16 protein-coding genes and 1 pseudogene are annotated in these 19,374 nt (G+C 65.2%); 1 reads left to right on the top strand and 16 read right to left on the bottom strand.

Annotated features, from left to right (window positions below; genetic code table 11):
* Window positions 1-21 precede the first annotated feature (21 nt).
* From tssK to M3I56_RS23715, 12 genes are all read right to left on the bottom strand, one after another.
* On the bottom strand, window positions 22-1,356 hold the full coding sequence (gene tssK, locus M3I56_RS23660) for a type VI secretion system baseplate subunit TssK (RefSeq protein ID WP_254356066.1): 1,335 nt from the start codon (window positions 1,354-1,356) through the stop codon (window positions 22-24).
* A gap of 8 nt (window positions 1,357-1,364) precedes the next feature.
* Window positions 1,365-2,726, bottom strand: coding sequence for a type VI secretion system-associated FHA domain protein TagH (gene tagH, locus M3I56_RS23665; RefSeq protein WP_254356067.1), 1,362 nt, complete (start codon window positions 2,724-2,726; stop codon window positions 1,365-1,367).
* Window positions 2,723-4,708 (bottom strand): type VI secretion system Vgr family protein, encoded by a 1,986-nt coding sequence (locus M3I56_RS23670; RefSeq protein ID WP_254356068.1) that lies wholly within the window; start codon window positions 4,706-4,708, stop codon window positions 2,723-2,725. Before M3I56_RS23670 ends, tagH begins: the two co-directional genes overlap by 4 nt.
* Window positions 4,695-7,298: a type VI secretion system ATPase TssH gene (gene tssH, locus M3I56_RS23675; RefSeq protein ID WP_254356069.1), complete on the bottom strand. Its 2,604-nt coding sequence runs from the start codon at window positions 7,296-7,298 to the stop codon at window positions 4,695-4,697. Before tssH ends, M3I56_RS23670 begins: the two co-directional genes overlap by 14 nt.
* A 4-nt stretch (window positions 7,299-7,302) precedes the next feature.
* Window positions 7,303-8,319: a type VI secretion system baseplate subunit TssG gene (tssG, locus tag M3I56_RS23680; RefSeq protein ID WP_254356070.1), complete on the bottom strand. Its 1,017-nt coding sequence runs from the start codon at window positions 8,317-8,319 to the stop codon at window positions 7,303-7,305.
* Window positions 8,304-10,157, bottom strand: coding sequence for a type VI secretion system baseplate subunit TssF (tssF, locus tag M3I56_RS23685; RefSeq protein ID WP_254356071.1), 1,854 nt, complete (start codon window positions 10,155-10,157; stop codon window positions 8,304-8,306). Before tssF ends, tssG begins: the two co-directional genes overlap by 16 nt.
* Entirely contained in the window at window positions 10,154-10,663 is a 510-nt protein-coding gene (tssE, locus tag M3I56_RS23690; RefSeq protein WP_254356072.1) for a type VI secretion system baseplate subunit TssE, read from the bottom strand. Before tssE ends, tssF begins: the two co-directional genes overlap by 4 nt.
* Before the next feature lie 7 nt (window positions 10,664-10,670).
* Window positions 10,671-11,162 (bottom strand): type VI secretion system tube protein Hcp, encoded by a 492-nt coding sequence (locus tag M3I56_RS23695; RefSeq protein ID WP_254356073.1) that lies wholly within the window; start codon window positions 11,160-11,162, stop codon window positions 10,671-10,673.
* Between the two features lie 49 nt (window positions 11,163-11,211).
* On the bottom strand, window positions 11,212-12,726 hold the full coding sequence (gene tssC, locus M3I56_RS23700; protein WP_254356074.1) for a type VI secretion system contractile sheath large subunit: 1,515 nt from the start codon (window positions 12,724-12,726) through the stop codon (window positions 11,212-11,214).
* Window positions 12,727-12,736: 10 nt separating this feature from the next.
* A complete protein-coding gene (tssB, locus tag M3I56_RS23705) occupies window positions 12,737-13,252 on the bottom strand; it encodes a type VI secretion system contractile sheath small subunit (protein WP_254356075.1) in 516 nt (171 codons plus the stop codon).
* 43 nt (window positions 13,253-13,295) lie between these two features.
* Window positions 13,296-14,345: a type VI secretion system protein TssA gene (gene tssA, locus M3I56_RS23710; RefSeq protein WP_254356076.1), complete on the bottom strand. Its 1,050-nt coding sequence runs from the start codon at window positions 14,343-14,345 to the stop codon at window positions 13,296-13,298.
* An 82-nt stretch (window positions 14,346-14,427) separates the two neighbouring features.
* Window positions 14,428-14,931: a DUF3455 domain-containing protein gene (locus M3I56_RS23715; protein WP_254356077.1), complete on the bottom strand. Its 504-nt coding sequence runs from the start codon at window positions 14,929-14,931 to the stop codon at window positions 14,428-14,430.
* Between the two features lie 184 nt (window positions 14,932-15,115).
* On the opposite strand from M3I56_RS23715, the gene M3I56_RS23720 reads away from it, so the two are divergent.
* Window positions 15,116-15,802, top strand: a complete 687-nt coding sequence (locus tag M3I56_RS23720) for a hypothetical protein (protein WP_254356078.1) — start codon at window positions 15,116-15,118, stop codon at window positions 15,800-15,802.
* Window positions 15,803-15,833: 31 nt separating this feature from the next.
* Here the strand turns inward: M3I56_RS23720 and M3I56_RS23725 are convergent, their stop codons facing one another.
* From M3I56_RS23725 to M3I56_RS23740, 4 genes and pseudogenes are all read right to left on the bottom strand, one after another.
* Window positions 15,834-16,721 (bottom strand): YopT-type cysteine protease domain-containing protein, encoded by an 888-nt coding sequence (locus M3I56_RS23725; protein ID WP_254356079.1) that lies wholly within the window; start codon window positions 16,719-16,721, stop codon window positions 15,834-15,836.
* Between the two features lie 77 nt (window positions 16,722-16,798).
* Window positions 16,799-17,809, bottom strand: a complete 1,011-nt coding sequence (locus M3I56_RS23730; RefSeq protein WP_254356080.1) for a lysylphosphatidylglycerol synthase domain-containing protein — start codon at window positions 17,807-17,809, stop codon at window positions 16,799-16,801.
* Window positions 17,810-17,868: 59 nt separating this feature from the next.
* Window positions 17,869-19,134, bottom strand: coding sequence for a bacteriohopanetetrol glucosamine biosynthesis glycosyltransferase HpnI (hpnI, locus tag M3I56_RS23735; RefSeq protein ID WP_375541781.1), 1,266 nt, complete (start codon window positions 19,132-19,134; stop codon window positions 17,869-17,871).
* A pseudogene (locus M3I56_RS23740) lies at window positions 19,134-19,374 on the bottom strand (hopanoid biosynthesis associated radical SAM protein HpnJ); the annotation flags it as partial. The gene hpnI and the pseudogene M3I56_RS23740, both read right to left, overlap by 1 nt.

Here is a 19,374-nt window from a genome sequence, read left to right on the forward strand (position 1 = left end):
AAAGGTCCTCGATGCGAGACTTCAATGACGGATGGCCCAGAGTTCCATCGCGAGCCCGGGGAACTCGCCCGCCACGTGCAGCGCCATGCCCGCGGAAGCCGCCAGCGTTGCCCACGCTTCGTTCTGGTCGTCGAGTTCGAAATAGCTGTAGCCCGCATGGAACGGCAACTGGCGCGGCGCGACCGCCAGCGCGCGCAACGCGATGCCTGGCAGTTGCAGGTTCACGAGATCGCGGATCTTCTCGATGCTGCCGATCTTCACCTGGCTTGCGAACGCGGAGAGCAGCGTGCCGGCCGGCACCTGCGCCCGCACCGCGAGCACGAAGGTCGCGCCGGCAAAGAGCGTGCGGTCCGCGACCCGCGCCACACGCAATCCATACTTGCGTTCTTCGAGCGCAATCGCCACGACCTGCGGATCGGCGACGCGCGACAGCGCGAGCCGCAGCGCATCGATCACGGGTTCGAACGTCTCCTTGAGCCGGTCGTGCCGGTAAGCCGCGAAGGTGGGGGGCCGCCGCCCCGCCTGGCTGAACGTGGCAAGCTCGCCCGCCAGCGCGAGGCACGACTGATAGAACGCTTCGGGATGCAAACCATCCATGGCATTGAAGTGAGTAACGAGCGGCTGTGCACGATTGACGATCTGCAGCAGCAGGAAATCGGCGATTTCGGCCATGCCCGCGCCGTCGGGTTGGGCGAGACGCCCGGCGAGCGCTTCGCCGCGCTGCTGAAGGAGCCCCCCCAGCTCGGTCGAAAAGCGCGTGAGGCGCCCCGCCACGCGATAGTCGAGGCACGGCGCGCAGTAGTCGTCGTCGAGCACGACGCGGCCGTCGCTACGGCGCTCGACCACGTGCGCCACGCCCGCGCACGCATGCGCATTGGCAACCTCGGGCGCGAGTGCGAGGCGCAGGCGCAGCTTGCCGATCTGCAGCAACGTGCTGGGCGCGTCGGCGTCGTTGCTGTCATGCACTTCGAAGTCTCCCGCGCCGTACCGCGCGAGATCGTCGGCGTGCCCGTCGCCGCCCGATTCGGGCGCGCCGGCACGGCGCACCGGCAGCGCGAGCATCACCGTCACGTTCGCGGCGTTTTCAGGGATCTCGAGCGGTTCGGGCAGATCGTCGTCCGCGGGCAGGTTGAACGGCGTGCCGTCGGGCAGCACGCCCGCCGCTGCGCGCAACGCCAGTTTGCCGAGCTTGAGCAGCGCCTCGTCGATCTCCAGCGTCGTAAAGCCCCAGCCATAGGCGCGCAGGCCGTTCACGCGGCCCGCGAGCAGCGCCTCGACGTGCCGGTCGTGCTGCTGGAGATGGTGCGGCTGAAGGAACATGCCCTCCGACCAGATGACTTTGTTGTTCCAGTACATGCTATGACTCAATCCTTCGGAAATTGCAGCGCGTCGAGCTGCGCCTGATAAGCGCGGCCGAACGGTTCGCCGAAGCGCTGCTGGAAATCGTCGCCCGCGTCGCGCGACACTTGCTCCCACGTCTTCACGAAGCGCTGCCACAGGCGCGCCCGGCGATTGCCGACGAGCGCTTCGAGCCCGGCGGGCGCGTCGAGCGAGCGTTCGATCGCGGCGGGATCGATGCGCGCCATGGCGTCGTCGAACGCGGCGCGCATACCCGCGACGAGCGCGAGTTCGTGTGCCTGGATATCGCGATAGGCGGCGCGCAAGGCTTCGTCCGGCGCGAGATAGCCGCGCCCGCGCGCGCCCAGCATTTGCGTCAGGGCGCGGTCTGCGTCGGGGAAGAATTTGAGCGGGTTGTTGTCGCGCGCCTCGATCATCGTCATCGCCATGCGGGCCTCGCGCCGCGCCATCGCGCGCGAGCGCAACACGCTCATCGTGCCCTGCGTGGCTTCGCGCAGCAGCGCACCGGCCAGGCGTGCGACTTCCGGCGCGCTCAGGTGGGCGACCTCGGCGGGCGCGATGCCGAGACCCTCCAGCAGTGCGTCCAGCACTGCCGAATCGTCCACGCGCGGGGCGGCTGGGCGGGCCTCCGGCGTCGCGGCGCGCGAGTCCTCGGACCGGTGCGCCGGCAGCGCAGCCAGCGCTCTTTCCGGCGATACGTGCTCGAAACTGCGTGACGGCGCGGCAGGTTCGCGCTCCACCCGCGCGGGGGCATCGCGCAACGGGTCGGCGGAGCCCAGCACGTCCAGTAGCGCCTCGTTCGCTTCGCCGCCGAAATGACCCGGTTCGCGCAGCAGCGGGGTCGCAGCGAGCGGGTCGGGCGTGAACGGCGCGTCGTCGCGCAGGGGCTGCGGCGTGCCGGAAGCGCGCGGCGCGTCCCAGTCGTCGGGGATGAGCGGCGCGCCCGGCGGCGCCTCGAATTCCGGCGTGCCCGGCAGGCTCGCCGCGGGTGGCTGCGTGGGCGGCGTGGGTTGCGTCATCAGCGTTTGATCGACTGGCGCCCAGCTTTCCTCGCCTTTTTCGAGCGAAACTGCAAGCGTATAAGCGCCAATCCGGATCTGGTCGCCATCGGACAGCACCGCCTCGTGCGCGCCGTTCAGCGCCTCGCCGTTCAGCAGTGTCGGATTGCTGCCGGTATCGACCAGTACGTAAGTGGCCCCACGGCGTTCGATGCTCGCCTGCATGCGCGAAATACCGCGTTGCGCGTCGCCCAGCACCACCGTACTTTCCGGCGCGCGCCCAATGGTTGCGCGATCATCGATCTCCATCGTGCGTGGCGCGGCGTGCTCGCCAGCATCGCCGCCCTCAACAGTCAGCGTCAATCTCACGGGGCCTCCTGATTGCGAATCTTGCTCGTGCCGTCGTCGGCGTCGCGCGGCGGCCTCGGCGGCGCGGGCGGTAACGAAAGCGGCACCGGTGGCACGCCCGGGCCGAGCGGAATCGGGAAGCTCGACATCTCGATCGTCTCCGGACCGATGAGGATGTACGCCGCCCCTGCACGCAGCGCGATGGTTGCGCCAGCCTCGATCTCCACGGCCGCGCCCGCCTTGATGTGCACGGCCGCGCCGGCGTCGAGCGAATACGCCTCGCCTACGAACTGCTCGTGCGTCGTCATGCTCGCTGCCGAGACGCTGCCAAGCACGCGCGACGTGCTGCTGCCCAGCACCGAATCGTTGCGCGCGCCGCGCGTCTCGCGAAACTCGCCGCCGCCGATGCGCAGATGCCGCTCGCCGGTGACGTTCATCAGCGCGTCGTGCTTGATCCATGTTTCGTGATCGCGCTCGGCGTGAAAGAACATCTGCTCGCCGCCCTTGCGGTCGTCGAAGCGGACTTCGTTGTAGCCGTTGCCACCCTTCGTCGACTGGCTCTTGAGCGTGGACACCGCGCTTTGCGCGGGCAGGTCGTACGGCGGCATGTTGGTCGAGTTGTAGACCGCGCCGACGATCACAGGCCGGTCGGGATCGCCTTCGATGAAATCCACCAGCACCTCCTGGCCGATGCGCGGCAGGCACATCGCCCCCCAACGCCGGTTCGCCCAGCCCTGCGCCACGCGCACCCAGCAGCGGTCGAGCCGATCTCCGCCGCCTGTTTGCGAAAGCTGCTCCCAGTGGAACTGCACTTTCACACGCCCGTACTGGTCCGTGAGAATCTCCTCGCCCGGCGGCCCGATCACGACCGCCGTCTGCGGGCCCGCCGCGCGAGGAACGGGCGTGGTGCGCGGCGAACGAAACGTGTTGTCGCTGCGAATCGCCCTGAAACGGCAGTCAAATAGCGGCTGCGTGGGGTCGTTCGTGGATACGTAGGCATCCGATACGATTTCGGCCTGGTTCTCGATCACCAGATACTGTCGGTTCTGCGCGCCGCCCGGATGATCGCGCAGCCCGAACAGGCCGCCCGCCGCGATGCCGCGCGCGGTGGTGCGCCCTTCCATCGCGTCGTTCTGCGTTTGATGGATCTCCACGTTGACGCGCGCGAGCCGCTCGCCGTCGCCCGCTTTCAGATGTCCGCTCAGATGCTCCTGCATCAGATAGCGTGGCGGGTCGTAGGGTGCACTGCGGGTCGCGCGCGAAACGAGCCCTTCGCTGTTGCTCACCGAGGCCTTTTCGAAGTCGTAGTCGTTGACTTCGTAGCGCCCCGTTTCAAGCGTCGCGCCCGCGTGCCAGCGGTAGACGCATTCTTCGTCGGGCTCAGGCGTGTCCCAGCCCTGAAACGGCACCGACTCATAGTGCGCGATGGGCCGATGCTCCGCGCCGGAATCGGCCAGCACGAGCGTATGCTTGCCGCCTGTGTGCTCGAAGAAGTAATGCATGCCTTCGCGCTCCATGATGCGGCTCACGAAGTCGAAATCCGTCTCGCGGTACTGCACGCAATGGTCGAGCGCCGGATAGCTCGCCGTGCAAGCATTGCGAAAGTCGATGTCGTACGCCTCCAGCACCTGCGCGACGATTTGCGGCGCCGTGCGCTGATGGAAGAAGCGCCGGTGCGAGGCGCGCGTGAGCAGCCACAGGCGCGGATGCACGACCGCCTCGTAGCGCGTCATGCGGTTTTTTGTGGTGTCACCGGGCGCGAGCAGACGCAGCGTCGTGACAATGCCGTTGAACTCGCGCGACCCGCCCGCCGGATAATCGAGCGTCACAGACAGGTCCTGCCCGAGCACCGCGCCCGGATCGATATCGTTGCGCATGCTCAGGAATGCGATCTCGAAGCGGCTCAGGCGTCCCAGCGCCTCGCTCGCCGACATGCGCAGAAACACCGCGTCGTCGCCGAGCGCCGCACAGGTCATGCGCACATGGCGTTCAATCGAAGGCATAAGTGAACTCCTCGCCGCCGACGCTCACGTGCACACGCGCAAGCGTTTTACCGTCCATCACGCGCGCAAGAAACTCCGTGCTGATGCGCGGCAGCACGCTGTTGGTGAGAATGGCGTCGATCATGCGGCCGCCACTATCCATGCGCGTGCAACGCTGGGCGATTTGCGTCACCACGCTCTCGTCATACGTGAACGGCACACCGTGCGTAAGCGTCACACGCTCGGCCACGCGGCCGAGTTGCAGCCGGATGATGGCGCACAACATGTCGCTAGAAAGCGGGTAATACGGAATGGTCACCATGCGCCCGAGCAACGCGGGCGGGAACGTCTCCAGCAACTGCGCGTGGAGTTCGCGTTCGATCACCTCCATCGGCGGGCTCATACCCGGATCGCGGCACAACTGCGCAATGCACTCGGTGCCCGCGTTGGTCGTGAGCAGAATGAGCGTATTGCGGAAGTCGATGGAACGGCCTTCACTGTCGTCCATGCGGCCTTTGTCGAAGACCTGGAAGAACAGTTCGTGCACGTCCGGATGCGCCTTCTCCACTTCGTCGAGCAGCACGACGCTGTGCGGCCGCCGGCGCACCGCTTCGGTCAGCACGCCGCCTTCGCCGAAACCCACGTAACCCGGCGGCGCGCCCTTGAGCAGCGACACCGTGTGCGCTTCCTGGTACTCGCTCATGTTGATGGTGATGAGGTTCTGCTCGCCGCCGTAGAGCGCCTCGGCAAGCGCGAGCGCCGTCTCGGTCTTGCCCACGCCCGATGTGCCCGCGAGCAGAAACACGCCAACGGGCTTTTCCGGATCGTCGAGGCCGGCGCGCGAAGTCTGCACGCGCCGCGCGATCATTTGCGTGGCATGCTGCTGGCCGATGATGCGGCGGTCGAGCACCTCGTTCAGGCGCAACACATTGCCGATCTCGTTCTTCAGCATGTTGAGCACGGGCACGCCGGTCCAGTCCTGCACGACCGCCGCCACCGCATGACGGTCCACGCCCGGCAGCACGAGCGGCGCGTCGCCCTGGTGCGCGGCGAGCTGCGCCTGCCGTTCGCGCAACGCGGCGAGATCGGCGTGCGGTGCGCCTTCGCGCAGGGCCTCGCGGCGCGCGAGGATGTCCTCGACCATCTCGCGCTCCACCTGCCAGCGCGCGTGCAGATCGGCAAGGCGCGCGGTTTCGGTTTGCAATGCCGCCGCCGCGGCTTCGCGACGTGCCACCGTATCGATGCCGATAGCCGCCTCGCGCCCGATCACCTCCAGCTCCGTGTTGAGCGCATCGATACGCCGTTGCGCATCGTCGACGGCAGGGGGCGTGGCGTGCTGGCTCACCGCAACGCGTGCGCATGCGGTATCGAGCAGGCTCACCGACTTGTCCGGCAACTGGCGCGCGGGCAGATAGCGATGCGAGAGCTTCACGGCCGCCTCGATCGCCTCGTCGAGCACCTGCACGCCGTGATGCGTTTCCAGCGCGGCGGCAAGTCCCCGCATCATCGTCACGGCGCGCGCCTCCTCGGGCTCGTGAACCTGCACGACCTGAAAGCGCCGCGTGAGCGCCGGATCTTTTTCGATGTGCCTGCGGTACTCCGACCACGTCGTTGCCGCAATGGTGCGCACGCTGCCGCGCGCCAATGCGGGCTTGAGCAGATTCGCCGCGTCGCCGGTGCCCGCCGCGCCGCCCGCGCCGATCAGCGTGTGCGCCTCGTCGATGAAGAGGATGACGGGATGCGGCGCCGCCTGCACGGCTTCCAGCACCTGGCGCAAACGCGCCTCGAATTCGCCTTTTACGCCCGCACCGGCCTGCAGGAGGGCAACGTCTAGCGTGCGCAGGCTCACGTCGCGCAGCGCGGGCGGCATGTCGCCCGCCGCGATGCGCAGCGCGAGGCCTTCGACCACGGCCGTCTTGCCGACGCCCGCCTCCCCCGTGAGGATCGGATTGTTCTGCCTGCGCCGCATGAGGATGTCGACGACCTGGCGAATCTCCGCATCGCGGCCCACCACGGGATCGAGCCGGCCCTCACGCGCCTGGGCCGTGAGATCGACGGTAAAGCGTAGCAAGGCGTCGTCCGTGCGATGCGCCATGTCGGGTTCCTGCGTCACGACGGCCGCCGGCGTCGACGCTTCCGGCGAACCGTCGAGCACATCGGCGAAGTTGGCGACGAGGTCATCCAGCTTCACGCGATCGAACTCGCGCGACATGCCGCGCAATGCGTTGCGCAGCACGGGCGTCTGCAACATGCCGACGAGCACATGCGCGCTGCGCACCTTCGGCGCGTCGAAGAGCAGCGACGCATAGACCCACCCGCGCTCCACGGCCTCTTCCAGTTGCGAAGAAATATCGCTGACAGAGGCCGCCCCGCGCGGCAGCCGATCGAGCGCCTCGGTCAGATCGCGCGAGAGCGCGGCGGGATCGATATGGGCGTAGCGGATCACGCGATGCAGGTCCGAATCGGGCAACTGCAGCATCTGATGCAGCCAGTGTGCAAGCTCGACATACGCATTGCCGCGCAAGCGGCAGAACGTGGTCGCGCTCTCCATCGCGCCGAAACTGAGCGTATCGAGCTTGCCGAACAGGACGGCGCGGCTGATGTCTGCCATTGAACTAGTCCTTTGCATGAGATGGGGCCAACGGACGAAGCTTGAGTTGCACCGCGTCGGCCGTGGCCGGGCGCGCGTGCAGCCAGGTCGTGTAGCCGAGGCGCAGCCTGCGCCCCAGCGCGAGACGCGGCACCTGCGCGCGCCGCAATTGCAGGTTCACGTCCCATTCGAGTGGATCGCGCACGTACAGACGCACCCAGTCGGCGAGCCGCACGAGGCTTGCGCCGCCCGGCAGGAAGCGCTCGTAGTCGCCCAGCGAAAGCGGTCCGAGCACGACGCGGAACTTGTGCTGCCGATCGAAGACTCTCGCCCCGAGCATCGTGCCGACGCCCATGCGGGCGTTTTCGTCGCGCGAACCGACGCGCGTTAGCGCAGCGTCGGGCAGCTTCATCCAGTGCCCCACGTTTTGCACGACCTCCACCGGAAAGCCGAAGAAGTGCGACAGCACGATCCGCAAACCCGCCGCGTGGCGCGTGGGCCCCGCGAGCAGCCCCGCGAAATGCAGCTTGGCGAAATCGGGCACAGTGTCGCGATTGCGCAGCGCCGCTTCGTTGAGCCCGAACACGGTGCCCACGTATGCGGAGAACCGGTCGTCGTCGTCGCGGTCGAGGCTCACCACCGGCTGCGCCGTGGCCCACGCGCGATAGAACAGCGAGGCCATGCGGTGATGAAATACGTCGAGAAAGCGCGCGAAAGTCGGATCGCCCGCGTGACGCGCGCGGTGACGCACGTATTCGGTCAGATGCGTGGGCATCGGTCCGTTCGGGCCGAGCAGCCCGAAGAAGTTCACGGCGAGCTTCGGTGCCGTGTCCTGCGTGCTGACGAAACGGCGTAGCGCCGTTGGAAAGAAGATCAATTCGGGTTCCTGACCGAATCGCACTGCGTCGTCGCGCGGGCGCAGCGACGACCCCACGCGCGGCAACCCGCGATGCGTGCATTCGACCAACCGCACAGCCTGAAAGAAGTCGAAGCGGTTCGCATCGGCGCAGAAGCGCTCGAATAGCATTACAGCGTCCGGCATTGCCCGCTCCCCGGCGCCCAGCGCATGATTTCACCGCGTGTGGTCGAACTCACGCAGGTTTCGGTAAACGAATTCATCGACACGTATTGCGCGAAAAAGCGCGCAAGCACCGCGCCGAACAAAAACGCGCTCGCACCTTCAAAACCGCTCTCGTCGAGCAGCACATCGAGCGCGAGGCCGCGCCCGAACACGATCTGCCCGCGCGAAGGCAGGCGCCGCGTGACCGCCCGCGAGCCGACGGAGCGCAAGCCTTCGATCTGCCGCGCGGCCGCGCCGTCGCCTTCGGGCGCGTAGAGCGCGAGCAGGTCGCGCATGGCGCGGGCGCCGCTCCCGTTCGCATCGTCGACGAGCGATGCGTAGTTGAGCGACAGGTGGCTCAGGAGACGCCACGCCACTGCTCCTTGCGCATAGGATGGCAACGGGCGGCTCGGCCCGGCGACACAGCGCACGCCGGAAACCGGCGCTTCGAGCTCCAGCGTGAAGTCGGTTTCGCCGCGCCCGAGCGGCAGGGTCAGCGTGAGATCGCGGTTGGTGCACAGCACGCTGACACCGAGCTGATGCAGATCGCCGGGATATGGTGCTTCGTGTGTATCCACCAGCGCGATCCAGGTTTCGCTGCCCGCATACGACGAACGCGCGCCGCGCTCCTGCTCGCGGGCGGACGGCAGACGCTTTTCGCGCCGCACCTGATAAAACGCCGTGTCGCGGTCGCCTGCGCCGAGATCGCGCATGCGGTAGAACGGCTGAAACTCGATCGGCGCACTGCCACCCGAGCGATGGCCCGTCACGCTTTGCACGCGATAGACTTCGAAGTCGCGCGGCCGCGTGCGGTCTACCACGACGTGATGCTCGAACTGCTCGCCCGTCACCGCGATGCGATCGGCGCGGCGCGCAAACAGATTGATCGCAGGCGTGCAATGGAGCGCAAAATTCTCGTGGTCGATCCGTTGCTCGAGTGCGGTATCGCCCTTCGAAAGCAGGACGACAAGCTCGATTTCATGGCTTTCACAACGAGCGAAATGCGAGCGCAATCCATCGATGCCGACGAACATGAAGCGCTGCGCAAATGCGAAATACTCCTGCAGCAGCCGATAGCCTGGAAACGATTGATCGCTCACGGGCAGCAGCGCTTCTTCATCCGAGAAGCCGAGCGCGCGCAGCGACGAAGGCGGCAGCACGCCACTGGGCGTCGCGATGCCGAGCGTCGAACCGACCAGAAGTTCATGGAGCTTTGCCGCCGTGCCGTCGCTGCCGCGCAGGTAGATGGGCAGATGATCGATGGCGAGGTCGCTAATCGAGCGTTCGCCGAGCGCGCGCAGTTTGAGGCGCAAGCCTGCCTTCACGCCGCGCGGCATGGCGGCCGCGATGCCGGGCAGCGCGCCGGTGTGGGTAAAAAGGCGCGCCTCCACCAGTTCGAGCGGCGACAAGGTGAGCGCGTGCGCCGTGCGAAACTCGCAGCGCGTCGCGCGCTCGCCGTCGAACCGGCCCTGCAGGGGCGTGCCGCGCGGCACGGCAACCCCGTCCGCAAGCGCGGGGTGAGTCTTGTCGGGCTGCAGTTGCACGACGGTCATTGCGGGCGTCGGCGCGAGATAGTGCGGATACACCAGTTCGGCGAGATGCTGCGTGAAGCGCGGAAACTCGGCATCGATTTTCATCTGCACGCGTGCGGCAAGAAAGCCGAAACCTTCGAGCAAGCGCTCCACATAGGGATCGGCGCAGTCGAAACCTTCGAGGCCGAGCCGCCCCGCGATCTTCGGAAACGCCTTGGCGAACTCGCCGCCCATCTCGCGAACATGCTGCAGTTCGCGGCTGTAGTACTGCAGGAAGTCGGGGTTCATCTGGGCGTCACCTCTTCGTACACGTTCGCCTTGCCGGCCTCCAGATCGAGTTCCGTGCGCAAATAAAGCCGCTCGGGCACCGGATGCGCATGGAGATCGCCCTCGACGATGAACGCCAGCGCGTTGTGCGCGATCGCCACGCCACCGGACTGAATGGCGCGCACGCGCAAGGTGCCGCGCACGATGCGCGGCTCGAACGCGCCGATCGCCTCGGCAATCAGCCGTTCGATCCGCGTGAGCTCCACATCCGACGCGCTCTTGCCCGCCAGCTCCGCGAAGCCAAAGTTCAGCACCGAGTCGGCCACGCACGGATAGCGCGCGATCTCCTGCGCCGACGCGATGCCCCGCGCATTGAGGAGCCAGCCGATGTCGCGCATGACGCTCAGGCGCTGCGCGCGCGCCGAACTGGCCCGATGCTCGCGGACTTCGCTGGTCGCCTCGGGCGCGTGGTCGGTCAGCCGCTCGAGCAGCGAGGGCAGCACGCGCTCGGCGTTTCTCGTGCGCATGATCCGCTTACGCCGGCGCGCTGGCCGGAATGTTCCACTTGCACTCGACCACGCCGCCGAGCGCCGAGCCAGTGGTCGGATCCTGCTGCTGGTAGGTCACATGGAATCTCTCGAAGTTGAGCGTCACCGTTTCGGTGAAGCGGTCCTCGCCGTCCGATCCGCCTGTCGCGTAGTTCGTGACGAGCACCTTTTCCAGATCGATCGTGTAGTACTCCAGCGGTTTGTTGCCGCCCGCCTTGCGCACGGTGAGTTTGCCCGTCGGGAAGTGCTTTCCGGTCACGCAGGCGGTCATGATGGCCGGCGTGGCGTGATCCGTGTACTTGGTGATCGAGAGGTCATGCACGTCGACCTTGCCGCCGCCGCCGCCCGTGCCGAGGTGCATCGTGCCGGACTGATCCATGCTCCAGCTCCACGAGAGCACGTCGATTTCGTCCTTGTGAGTCGTATCCAGCGACTCGCCCGTGACCGTGCCAAGCTTCAAAAAAATATCGACTGCCATTTGGATTCCTTATTGATCGGGTTCGTTCAGAGTTGAAAACCGCGGCGACTCACGCCGCTTTGGTCGACGGCAGCCGCGAAACGAGCCGCAACGAGACGGTCAGGCCTTCGAGCTGATAATGCGGACGCAGATAGAACTTCGAGGTGTAGTAGCCCGGATTGCCCTCCACCTCCTCGACCACGACTTCCGCCGCCGCGAGCGGCCGGCGCGACTTGGTCTCTTCCGACGAGTTGGCGGGGTCGCCGTCCACGTACTGAAGAATCCAGTCCTGCAGCCAGCGCTGCATGTCGTCCTTCTCCTTGAAGCTGCCGAGCTTGTCGCGCGCAATGCACTTGAGGTAGTGCGCGAAACGGCTGCAGGCGAACAGATAAGGCAGACGCGCGGCGAGGTTGGCGTTCGCCGTGGCGTCCGGGTCTTCGTATTCGATCGGCTTGTTGAGCGACTGCGCGCCGATGAAAGCCGCGATATCCGAATTCTTCTTGTGCACGAGCGGCATGAAGCCGTTCTTCGCCAGCTCGGCCTCGCGGCGGTCGCTAATCGCAATCTCCGTCGGGCACTTCATGTCGACGCCGCCGTCGTCGGTGGGAAACGCGTGGACCGGCAGATCCTCCACCACTCCGCCCGACTCGATGCCGCGAATGCGCGAGCACCATCCCCACGTCTTGAACGAGCGGTTGATGTTCACGGCCATCGCGTAGGCCGCATTGGCCCACGCGTACTTCGATGCGTCCGCGCCCGCGGTGTCTTCCTCGAAATCGAACTCCTCCACGGGGCTCGTTTTCGCGCCATAGGGCGTGCGCGCGAGAAAGCGCGGCATGGCAAGGCCGATATAGCGCGAGTCTTCGGAATCTCGCAGCGAGCGCCATGCGGCGTGCTCAGGCGTCTGGAAGATCTTCGTGAGATCGCGTGGATTCGCGAGTTCTTGCCACGAGTCCATCAGCATGACGGCGGGGTCCGCGCCCGCGATGAACGGTGCGTGCGCGGCGGCGGAAACCTTGCCCATCTGGGTGAGGAAATCGACGTCGGGGCCGCTGTTGTCGAAGTAGTAGTCGGCTACCAGTGCGCCGTAAGGCTCACCGCCGAACTGGCCGTACTCTTCCTCGTAGAGCCGCTTGAAGAGCGGGCTCTGGTCCCACGCCACACCCTTGTACTTGCGCAGCGACCGGTGCAGGTCGGCCTTCGAAATGTTCATCACGCGCAGCTTGAGGCTCTCATCGCTCTCGGTGTTGGTGACGAGGTAGTGGAGTCCCCGCCACGCGCTTTCGAGCTGCTGGAACGGCTGTGCATGCAGGATGACGTTGATCTGCGCGCTCAGCTTTTCGTCGATGCGCGCGATCAGCGCTTCGATGGTCGCGAGCGCGTCGTCGGACACGCGGTGCGTGTCGAGCAGCGCCTGCTCCGCGAGCGTGCGCACGGCGCTTTCCACCGCTTCGCGCGCTTTCTCCGTGCGCGGGCGGAATGCCTTCTGCAGGAGCTGTTGAAACTCGCCGGATGGGTTCGCCGCGTCGGCTTCCTGCCTTTCCGGCTGCGCGAACGCGGATGGATCGAGTTGGGTGTCTGCCATCTTGGGTCCTTTATTCGGTGTCGGGCGCGCCCTCGGGCTTCGGCGCGGCGGCGAGCGCATTCATCAGCGCAGGGTCTTCGAGCAAGCGGGCGACGAGCTTTTCCGCGTCGGTCTTGCCGTCCATATAGGTCAGCAGGTTCTGCAACTGGCTGCGCGTTTCGAGCAGCCTGGCGAGCGGTTCGACGTTGCGCGCGATCGCGGCGGGCTCGAAGTCGTCCATGCTCGAGAAGGTCATGTCCACGCCGATCTTGCCCTCGCCGGTCAGCGTGTTGTCGACCTGCATCGCCACACGCGGCTTCATCGAGCGCAGCCGTTCGTCGAAGTTGTCGATGTCGACCTCCAGAAACTTGCGTTCCGCAACAGGCGGCAGCGCTTCCTGCGGCTGCCCCGAAAGATCGGACAGCACGCCCATCACGAAGGGCAAGCTGACCTTCCTTTCCGAGCCGTACACTTCCACGTCGTACTCGATCTGCACGCGCGGCGCCCGATTGCGCGCAATGAACTTCTGACTGCTCTCCTTGGCCATTTGACCGTTCTCCTGGTTGAGTTGCGTTGCAATGCGGCTTCGATCATTCCACCGGCGTTTCGACGGCAGCCGTACCGACCACCTGGGTAAGTTGCGCGAGCCCTTCCGGCGCGAGGTCCTTCAAGAGATCGACAAAGGACTTCTCGACGAGGCCGCGCGCCCGTTCGAGCAGTAACGGCACGGGGCTGGCAGGTTCGTGTTGCGCGTACCAGGCGCAGATCCGCTGCAGCGCAGCGGCCACGTCGGCACGGCTGCTGATCGTGCTGGAGGATGCGTTACCGTTGGCGGCGGCAGGCGACGCGACACCGGCCTCATCTGCGTAACGCATTTGCGCATCGTCCGGGTGCTCGCCCACGCCCGTTGCGAGCAGCGACGAGGCGCGCTCCAGCAACGCCCTCAACGAAGCGAAATCGAGTGATTGGATAGCGCCTACCCGTTCGGCAAGCGTCGCTTCGATTGCGCGGACGCTGTCGTGTGCGGCATCGAACGCCTTCTTCGCGCTGCGCGCAGCATCGGGCGACACGGCGATCGACGCTTCGATCGCCGTGAGACTCATCATCGTGTGCCCTTCTGGTGCCACGGTTTCGCCATTCGCATACGACCACTCGCGCAGCGTGACCGGAGAACGGCCTTGCAGCAGCGGGCTATCCATGAGACCGGCAAGCACGCCGCCTGCCTCCGTCCACGCGGCAAGCGCGTTGATGCGGGCCGTCGCGTCGTCGCCGTCGCTGGCGTCGAGTTGCGGATGCACGTGCTCCCAGTGGCGCTCCAGCAGTGCGGCAGTCAGGACGAGCCCGTCCGCGAGACCGGTGATGCCCTCGCGGACCCAGCGCGCCCGCGCCATATGCATCACCACGCGCAGGTCTCGCGTGCGGGCCATCAATGCGGTGCCAAGCGCATCGGCGGCTTCCCAGTCGGGCGGCACCGCGGCCACGAGCGTGTCGCCATACTCGGCTTCCGGACGTCCGCTGACCGCCTCTTCGAGTTCGCGGAATTGCGCGTCGTATTCGAGGTCGGGGCCGCACGGCTGTGCTTGCGTGAGAGGTTCGAGCCACGCGGTCCAGTCCTGATGCGTGATGAATTCGATGGTCATGGCGCTTTGACTGTCTTACCTTCGCATTCCGAATTAATTGACGATGTACCTTTCCAGAGAGACCGTTCTATGATCTGTCTTATTACTTATAAAAGATGTAAGTCGCGATATAAGGCGAGCTACCCGACTCGTGCTCGACTGTGCACGGCGCGGCCGGCTTCACGCCGCCAACCGTCCTGACCCGCTGCACGTAGCGCACGGATGCGAGCATGCCCGGTGATCCGGCGGAGTGCGCCTCGAGCAGCAGTTGCGGCACGCTGCCTGGCGTATCGCTCGGCTCTTGCGCGACGACCTTTCCCTCGATGCGGCTGCCATCGTGCGCTTGCCACGACGGGCCGGCCGAATGCTCGATCACCTCGGCGCCGTGCGCGTCGTAGAGCGTGGCTCGTGGCTGCCGGAAGACCCAGTCGAGCGTGTGATCCGCACCGTACTCGCAGGCGTAGATCTGCACCCCCGCTGCGGTCGTCTTCAGGAACGGCTGCACGCCAGGCACATCGATCGATTCGGCTTGCGCGGAAGGCCCACTCATCATCGAAATCAGCCCAGCCCCAATCGCAATATGCTTCCCGCGTGAGAGGTGATTCATGGAGAAGCTCCTTTAGCCCAACGGGTCGATCCAGTTCGATCCGCTCTTGCACAACAGCCCGGCGAGGAGAACTATTCCATTTGTTTTTTGCAGCCTGTCGCCGTGCATGGGAGGGAATATCTGGAAACGTTCAGCTGTTATCGCTGCATCCCGAATTGCACAGAGGTGAGCCATGAAAGCACGCATGACGATTTCCAATCTTGCTGTGCCCGTGGAGCGGATCAAACCCATTGGCGGGCGCTCTTCCACTGGCACCGCCGGTCATCAATTCGATCTGACGTTTCGCGCCGAGGTAAAGGCGCCCATGCTCGGCAAGCTCATGGCCGATGACATCGAATGCCCGCAACTGGAGTGGAACGAGTGCATCGAATGGTTCAGGTTCGACACCGTGACGCAGCAATGGGACTTCGAAGGCAAGGTCGAGAGAAACATGTATGCGCACAATCGGGAGTCGAATACCTTCAGGAATTGGCACAGGTCGCGCTATACGATCGCGACCGATGTGACCAACCATCCGCCCGCTGCGCTCATGGCCATGAAGCGCGAGGAGGATGCAAAGAAGTGGATCGCGCGCAATGGCTTCAGCTGGAATCTCCTCATACGGGATATTCCCCAAATGGGCGTCCTTGGCGGGTCGGGCGGCGGGGGCGGTTTGAGCCTCGTCACCGGGGATACGCGTCGCCGCGTCATCTATTTCGATCTGGGCTTCAAGGGCCACCAGGAGCGCGCACGGCTAGTGCAGATCCTGGAGACACAGCAGGGTCGGCTCACGATTCATCACCTGATTCGCGGCGACATCGAGAAGAAGACCATGGATGAACTCTCGAATCTCGAGCGTTGGCGCTTTCAGTTGCGCACGAGTCACGGTTAATGCTCGCGAGGGCTCCGGGTTCTTTCAGGCGTTAGTCTTCCGTGGGGGTAGTGCCGGCTTTCTTGGGGGCAGTGCGGGTATAAACTGAATACCAGCGGTGTTCATTCTTCGTCTTCCAGTTTTTCGGAGTGGGCACGCCGTTATCGTCTTTGTCCTTCGTGTAGACATCGAGCCACGCCTGCACGAATCCCAGAAGGTGTTTCTCATACGGACGAGAAATCTCGTACACGCCGGCGTTCGGGTCGAAAAAATAGAGCGTGCCTCCCCGGCTCTTGTAGAACGCAACGGCGTGCCCGGTACCACCAGCCTCTTGCTTCAAATCGAGCACGATTGCATTGCCCTTGGGTAACTGCTCCCCGGCTCCGGCAATCGTGGCGTCGTCCACGCGCTCGGCTCCGAAACTCTCCTGGGGGCGGCTTGTGCCAGCATTCTGCGCGACATACTTTACCTTGCGCGTTTTTTCTTCTGGCGTATATCCGCCCGGATCGAGCTCGAGTTCAGCGACCAACTCGTCAATGGTCTTGTAGCGGTTGTAATTTTCCTGATTCTTCGCGCCCTCCAGCATGGCCGCTTCGTTGCGCGCCCCGCTCTTTCTGCCGCGTGGTTGCCCGGGTTCCTTGCCGATGAGTTTCCCCAGCGTGGAATCCGTGGGCGGGGAGATGCCGTTGCGAATGCGCGAAAGGGGATTGAGTGGATTTGAAAAATGCTTGACGGCCGAATTGCGCAGGGGACCATCAGGACGAAGTAGCCCGTTCGAGGTCGACAACTTCTCCTTGACCCAATTCAACACGACTCCCATGCACGCCCCGCCATCCATATCTGTCCCGTAGGTCTGCCTGACCTGGCGATATGAGTCGGCCTGAACGAATTTGTATTCGCGGTGAGCGTGCTTGTTCAGCGCGCTGAAATCCCTTGCCATGTCGAGTCCTTTCGGGCGATTGCCGACAATAGAGCAATGTGAAGCGACCTGTCTTCAATAACAGGTCACTTCCGGGATTATTCCGTGCGGGTGCGCGTGGCCGTGCCCTCTGTCCGGCGTCGTGACGGCCAGCCGTATTCGGCCGCCTGCCAGGCAAGCAGCCCGGGCAAATAGAACATCAGATCGCGCACGCGTCTTGCGCCCGCGAGCGCGAGACAAGTGGGCGCATCGAATCCCAGCAGTCCGCCGATCACGACGAACCCGCCCTCCTGCACGCCAAGGCCGGCTGGCACGAGAAACGCGATGCTGCTCAGCATCTGGATCAGGGCTTCGATCACGAACGCCTGCCCGAAGGTCGCGTCCGTGCCGAGCACGCGCAACGCGATCCAGATTTCAAGCGCGTAGCCGAGACATTGCAGCGTTTGCCAGATGAGCACATAGCGCACGACCACGCCGGTCTGCCGCCAGATCAGCTTGAGAGATAAATCGACGCGCGCGGACTTGCCCACGAGATCGACAACCTTGCCGCTCGTGACGCGGTTGAGCGTGCGTGCCGCGCGCTCGAACGGCCGCGCATGCTGCACGAGCGCGAAGAGCACGAGCAGCGGTATGAAGCCCGCGAGGCCCCATGCGATCCGCCCCACGACCCGCGCGGTGTCGGATGAGGAATGTTCGAGCAGATAGCCAGCTGCGAGCAAAGCAAACAGCACCTGGCTGATCAGCGTGAGCTGCATGTCGGCGATGAGGCTCGCCACCGCCGTGGCCGGCCGTACGCCCGCACGGCCGAGCAAGCGGAACGACACGAGTTCCCCACCCACGCGCGCAACGGGCAGCAAGCCGTTGATCGACTCGCGAATCCACACGAGTTTGAGCATCGTCGCGAACGACGGACGCTGCGCCGCCCGAATCAGGCTGCGCCAGTCCCACGCGTTCGCGCACATCGGCAGGATATGCACGATGGCCGCCAGCACGAGGCCCATGCCCGCGCCGCGCAACAGTTGCAGCACCGCCGCGGGATGTTCGCGCCATACGAGCCACACGGCGATCGCAAGACCGACCAGGGCGGCGATACGTCCCATGTGCTTCATCTGCGGGTGCTCTCTAGTGGATGCTCCCGTCTCATTGTGCCCCCCATCTACTGTGACGCTCAGGTCTCGTGGACTGGCGAAAGCATGCCATTCCTGTCGACGCGAAAGCGCGTGCCGCGCCAAACGACGCCAGACGAACAAAAGCTCGCGACATAGATCGCGAACTGGACCATTTCCCAAAGGGGTAAGCATAACAGTCCGCTGGACTTGTCGCCGGTCGCGCGGTCGGTCCGCCACATCAGCCACGCGCGCGCGCACAGCGCCACGGCGCCCAGTATCCACGCGGGCGCTGCGCCGCCGGACAATGCCACGGCAAGCATGGCGAGCGCGAACGGATGCATCAGCACGGCGCCCAGATGCCCCGAGCGGTCCGCCGCGCGAACCGTGCGGCTCCAGCGCAGTTCGTGCGCAAAGAGTTGGGCAAACGTATTCTCCACGCAAGCGTGTCGCACGAGAATCGGCGGAATAGAAACTTCCGCGCCGGCGCGGCGCACGGCTTCGCCGATCGCATGGTCTTCGGCGAGGTGATGCGCGAATTGCGCCAGCCCGCCAATGCGTTCGAGCATTTCACGCGTCATGGCGATGGACTGGCCGAAGCATGGCCGCGCGCGCCCGATTGCGAGCCCCGTGACGACGCCGGGCAGAAAATGATAGTTGGTCAGTGCCGACGCCACGCGAGGCCAGAATCCCGGCGCGCACAGGCCGCGATAAACCGCGGTCACGAGGCCGATGCCCGGTTGCTGCAGCGCCCCGACCACCTGGCGCAGATAGTTCTTGTCGACGAGCACGTCGCTATCGGCAAAGCACAGCACATCATGCTCGGCCTTTTCGAGCATGTTCACGAGATTCGCGATCTTGCGGTTGGGACCGTATAGGCGCGCATCGGCGACGACCGTGATGTGCGCATCGGGATAACGCGCGCGTAGCTGCTCGATGGCGTTGAGCGCTATGTCACGCGCATCGTGCACGCCGAACAGATACTGGACTTGTCCAGGATAGTCCTGCTCGAAAAAGCTGGCGAGGTGCTCCTCGAGGTGCCATTCGTCGCCATGCAGCGGCTTGGCGAGCGTGATGGCCGGAAAGTGCCGAGGTGTCGCCACTTCGCGCGCGAAGAAACGGCCGACCAGCGCGCTCGCCGTGCAGGTATAGATGATGCCGAGCACGGCGCAAAGACCGCTAAGCACCGCGAGCGAATTGAAGAGCAGGTGCGAGAACGCGGGCAATTCAGCGCGAATGACTTCGATTGCCGCAAAAGCGACGGCAAGCACCGTCACGGCCATCGCAACGATGGCACCCGTTCGCCCCGTCGCATGCGCGCGGTCCATCATGCCTCGTGCGCGCGCAGGAAGCGGAAGAACTCCACGCCTTCGCGCAGACGCCGCTTCATCATGTCCCAGCTCGTGAGCATCTCGCGCACGATCTCCCAGATCTTCGACGGCCGGAAATAGAACTGCCGATAGAACTGCTCCAGGTGGTGATAGATCTCGTCGCGCGACAGATGCGCATAGCCGATCGCCGCGAGCTGCACCCCTTCCTTGCTCACCAGGTTGATGGTCTTGTTCTCT

Origin of the sequence: Paraburkholderia sp. CNPSo 3281 (genome assembly GCF_024206515.1) — a bacterium.
Classification (GTDB): domain Bacteria; phylum Pseudomonadota; class Gammaproteobacteria; order Burkholderiales; family Burkholderiaceae; genus Paraburkholderia; species Paraburkholderia nodosa.

What these genes read in the sequence shown, in the direction of transcription:
- tssF (WP_254356071.1), bottom strand. Translation starts at nt 10,157, where the DNA reads ATGAACCCCGACTTCCTGCAGTACTACAGCCGCGAACTGCAGCATGTT.
- tssB (WP_254356075.1), bottom strand. Translation starts at nt 13,252, where the DNA reads ATGGCCAAGGAGAGCAGTCAGAAGTTCATTGCGCGCAATCGGGCGCCG.
- tssE (WP_254356072.1), bottom strand. Translation starts at nt 10,663, where the DNA reads ATGCGCACGAGAAACGCCGAGCGCGTGCTGCCCTCGCTGCTCGAGCGG.
- M3I56_RS23670 (WP_254356068.1), bottom strand. Translation starts at nt 4,708, where the DNA reads ATGCCTTCGATTGAACGCCATGTGCGCATGACCTGTGCGGCGCTCGGC.
- tssH (WP_254356069.1), bottom strand. Translation starts at nt 7,298, where the DNA reads ATGGCAGACATCAGCCGCGCCGTCCTGTTCGGCAAGCTCGATACGCTC.
- tssG (WP_254356070.1), bottom strand. Translation starts at nt 8,319, where the DNA reads ATGCCGGACGCTGTAATGCTATTCGAGCGCTTCTGCGCCGATGCGAAC.
- tssA (WP_254356076.1), bottom strand. Translation starts at nt 14,345, where the DNA reads ATGACCATCGAATTCATCACGCATCAGGACTGGACCGCGTGGCTCGAA.
- M3I56_RS23730 (WP_254356080.1), bottom strand. Translation starts at nt 17,809, where the DNA reads ATGAAGCACATGGGACGTATCGCCGCCCTGGTCGGTCTTGCGATCGCC.
- hpnI (WP_375541781.1), bottom strand. Translation starts at nt 19,134, where the DNA reads ATGGACCGCGCGCATGCGACGGGGCGAACGGGTGCCATCGTTGCGATG.
- tssC (WP_254356074.1), bottom strand. Translation starts at nt 12,726, where the DNA reads ATGGCAGACACCCAACTCGATCCATCCGCGTTCGCGCAGCCGGAAAGG.
- tssK (WP_254356066.1), bottom strand. Translation starts at nt 1,356, where the DNA reads ATGTACTGGAACAACAAAGTCATCTGGTCGGAGGGCATGTTCCTTCAG.
- M3I56_RS23695 (WP_254356073.1), bottom strand. Translation starts at nt 11,162, where the DNA reads ATGGCAGTCGATATTTTTTTGAAGCTTGGCACGGTCACGGGCGAGTCG.
- M3I56_RS23720 (WP_254356078.1), top strand. Translation starts at nt 15,116, where the DNA reads ATGACGATTTCCAATCTTGCTGTGCCCGTGGAGCGGATCAAACCCATT.
- M3I56_RS23715 (WP_254356077.1), bottom strand. Translation starts at nt 14,931, where the DNA reads ATGAATCACCTCTCACGCGGGAAGCATATTGCGATTGGGGCTGGGCTG.
- M3I56_RS23725 (WP_254356079.1), bottom strand. Translation starts at nt 16,721, where the DNA reads ATGGCAAGGGATTTCAGCGCGCTGAACAAGCACGCTCACCGCGAATAC.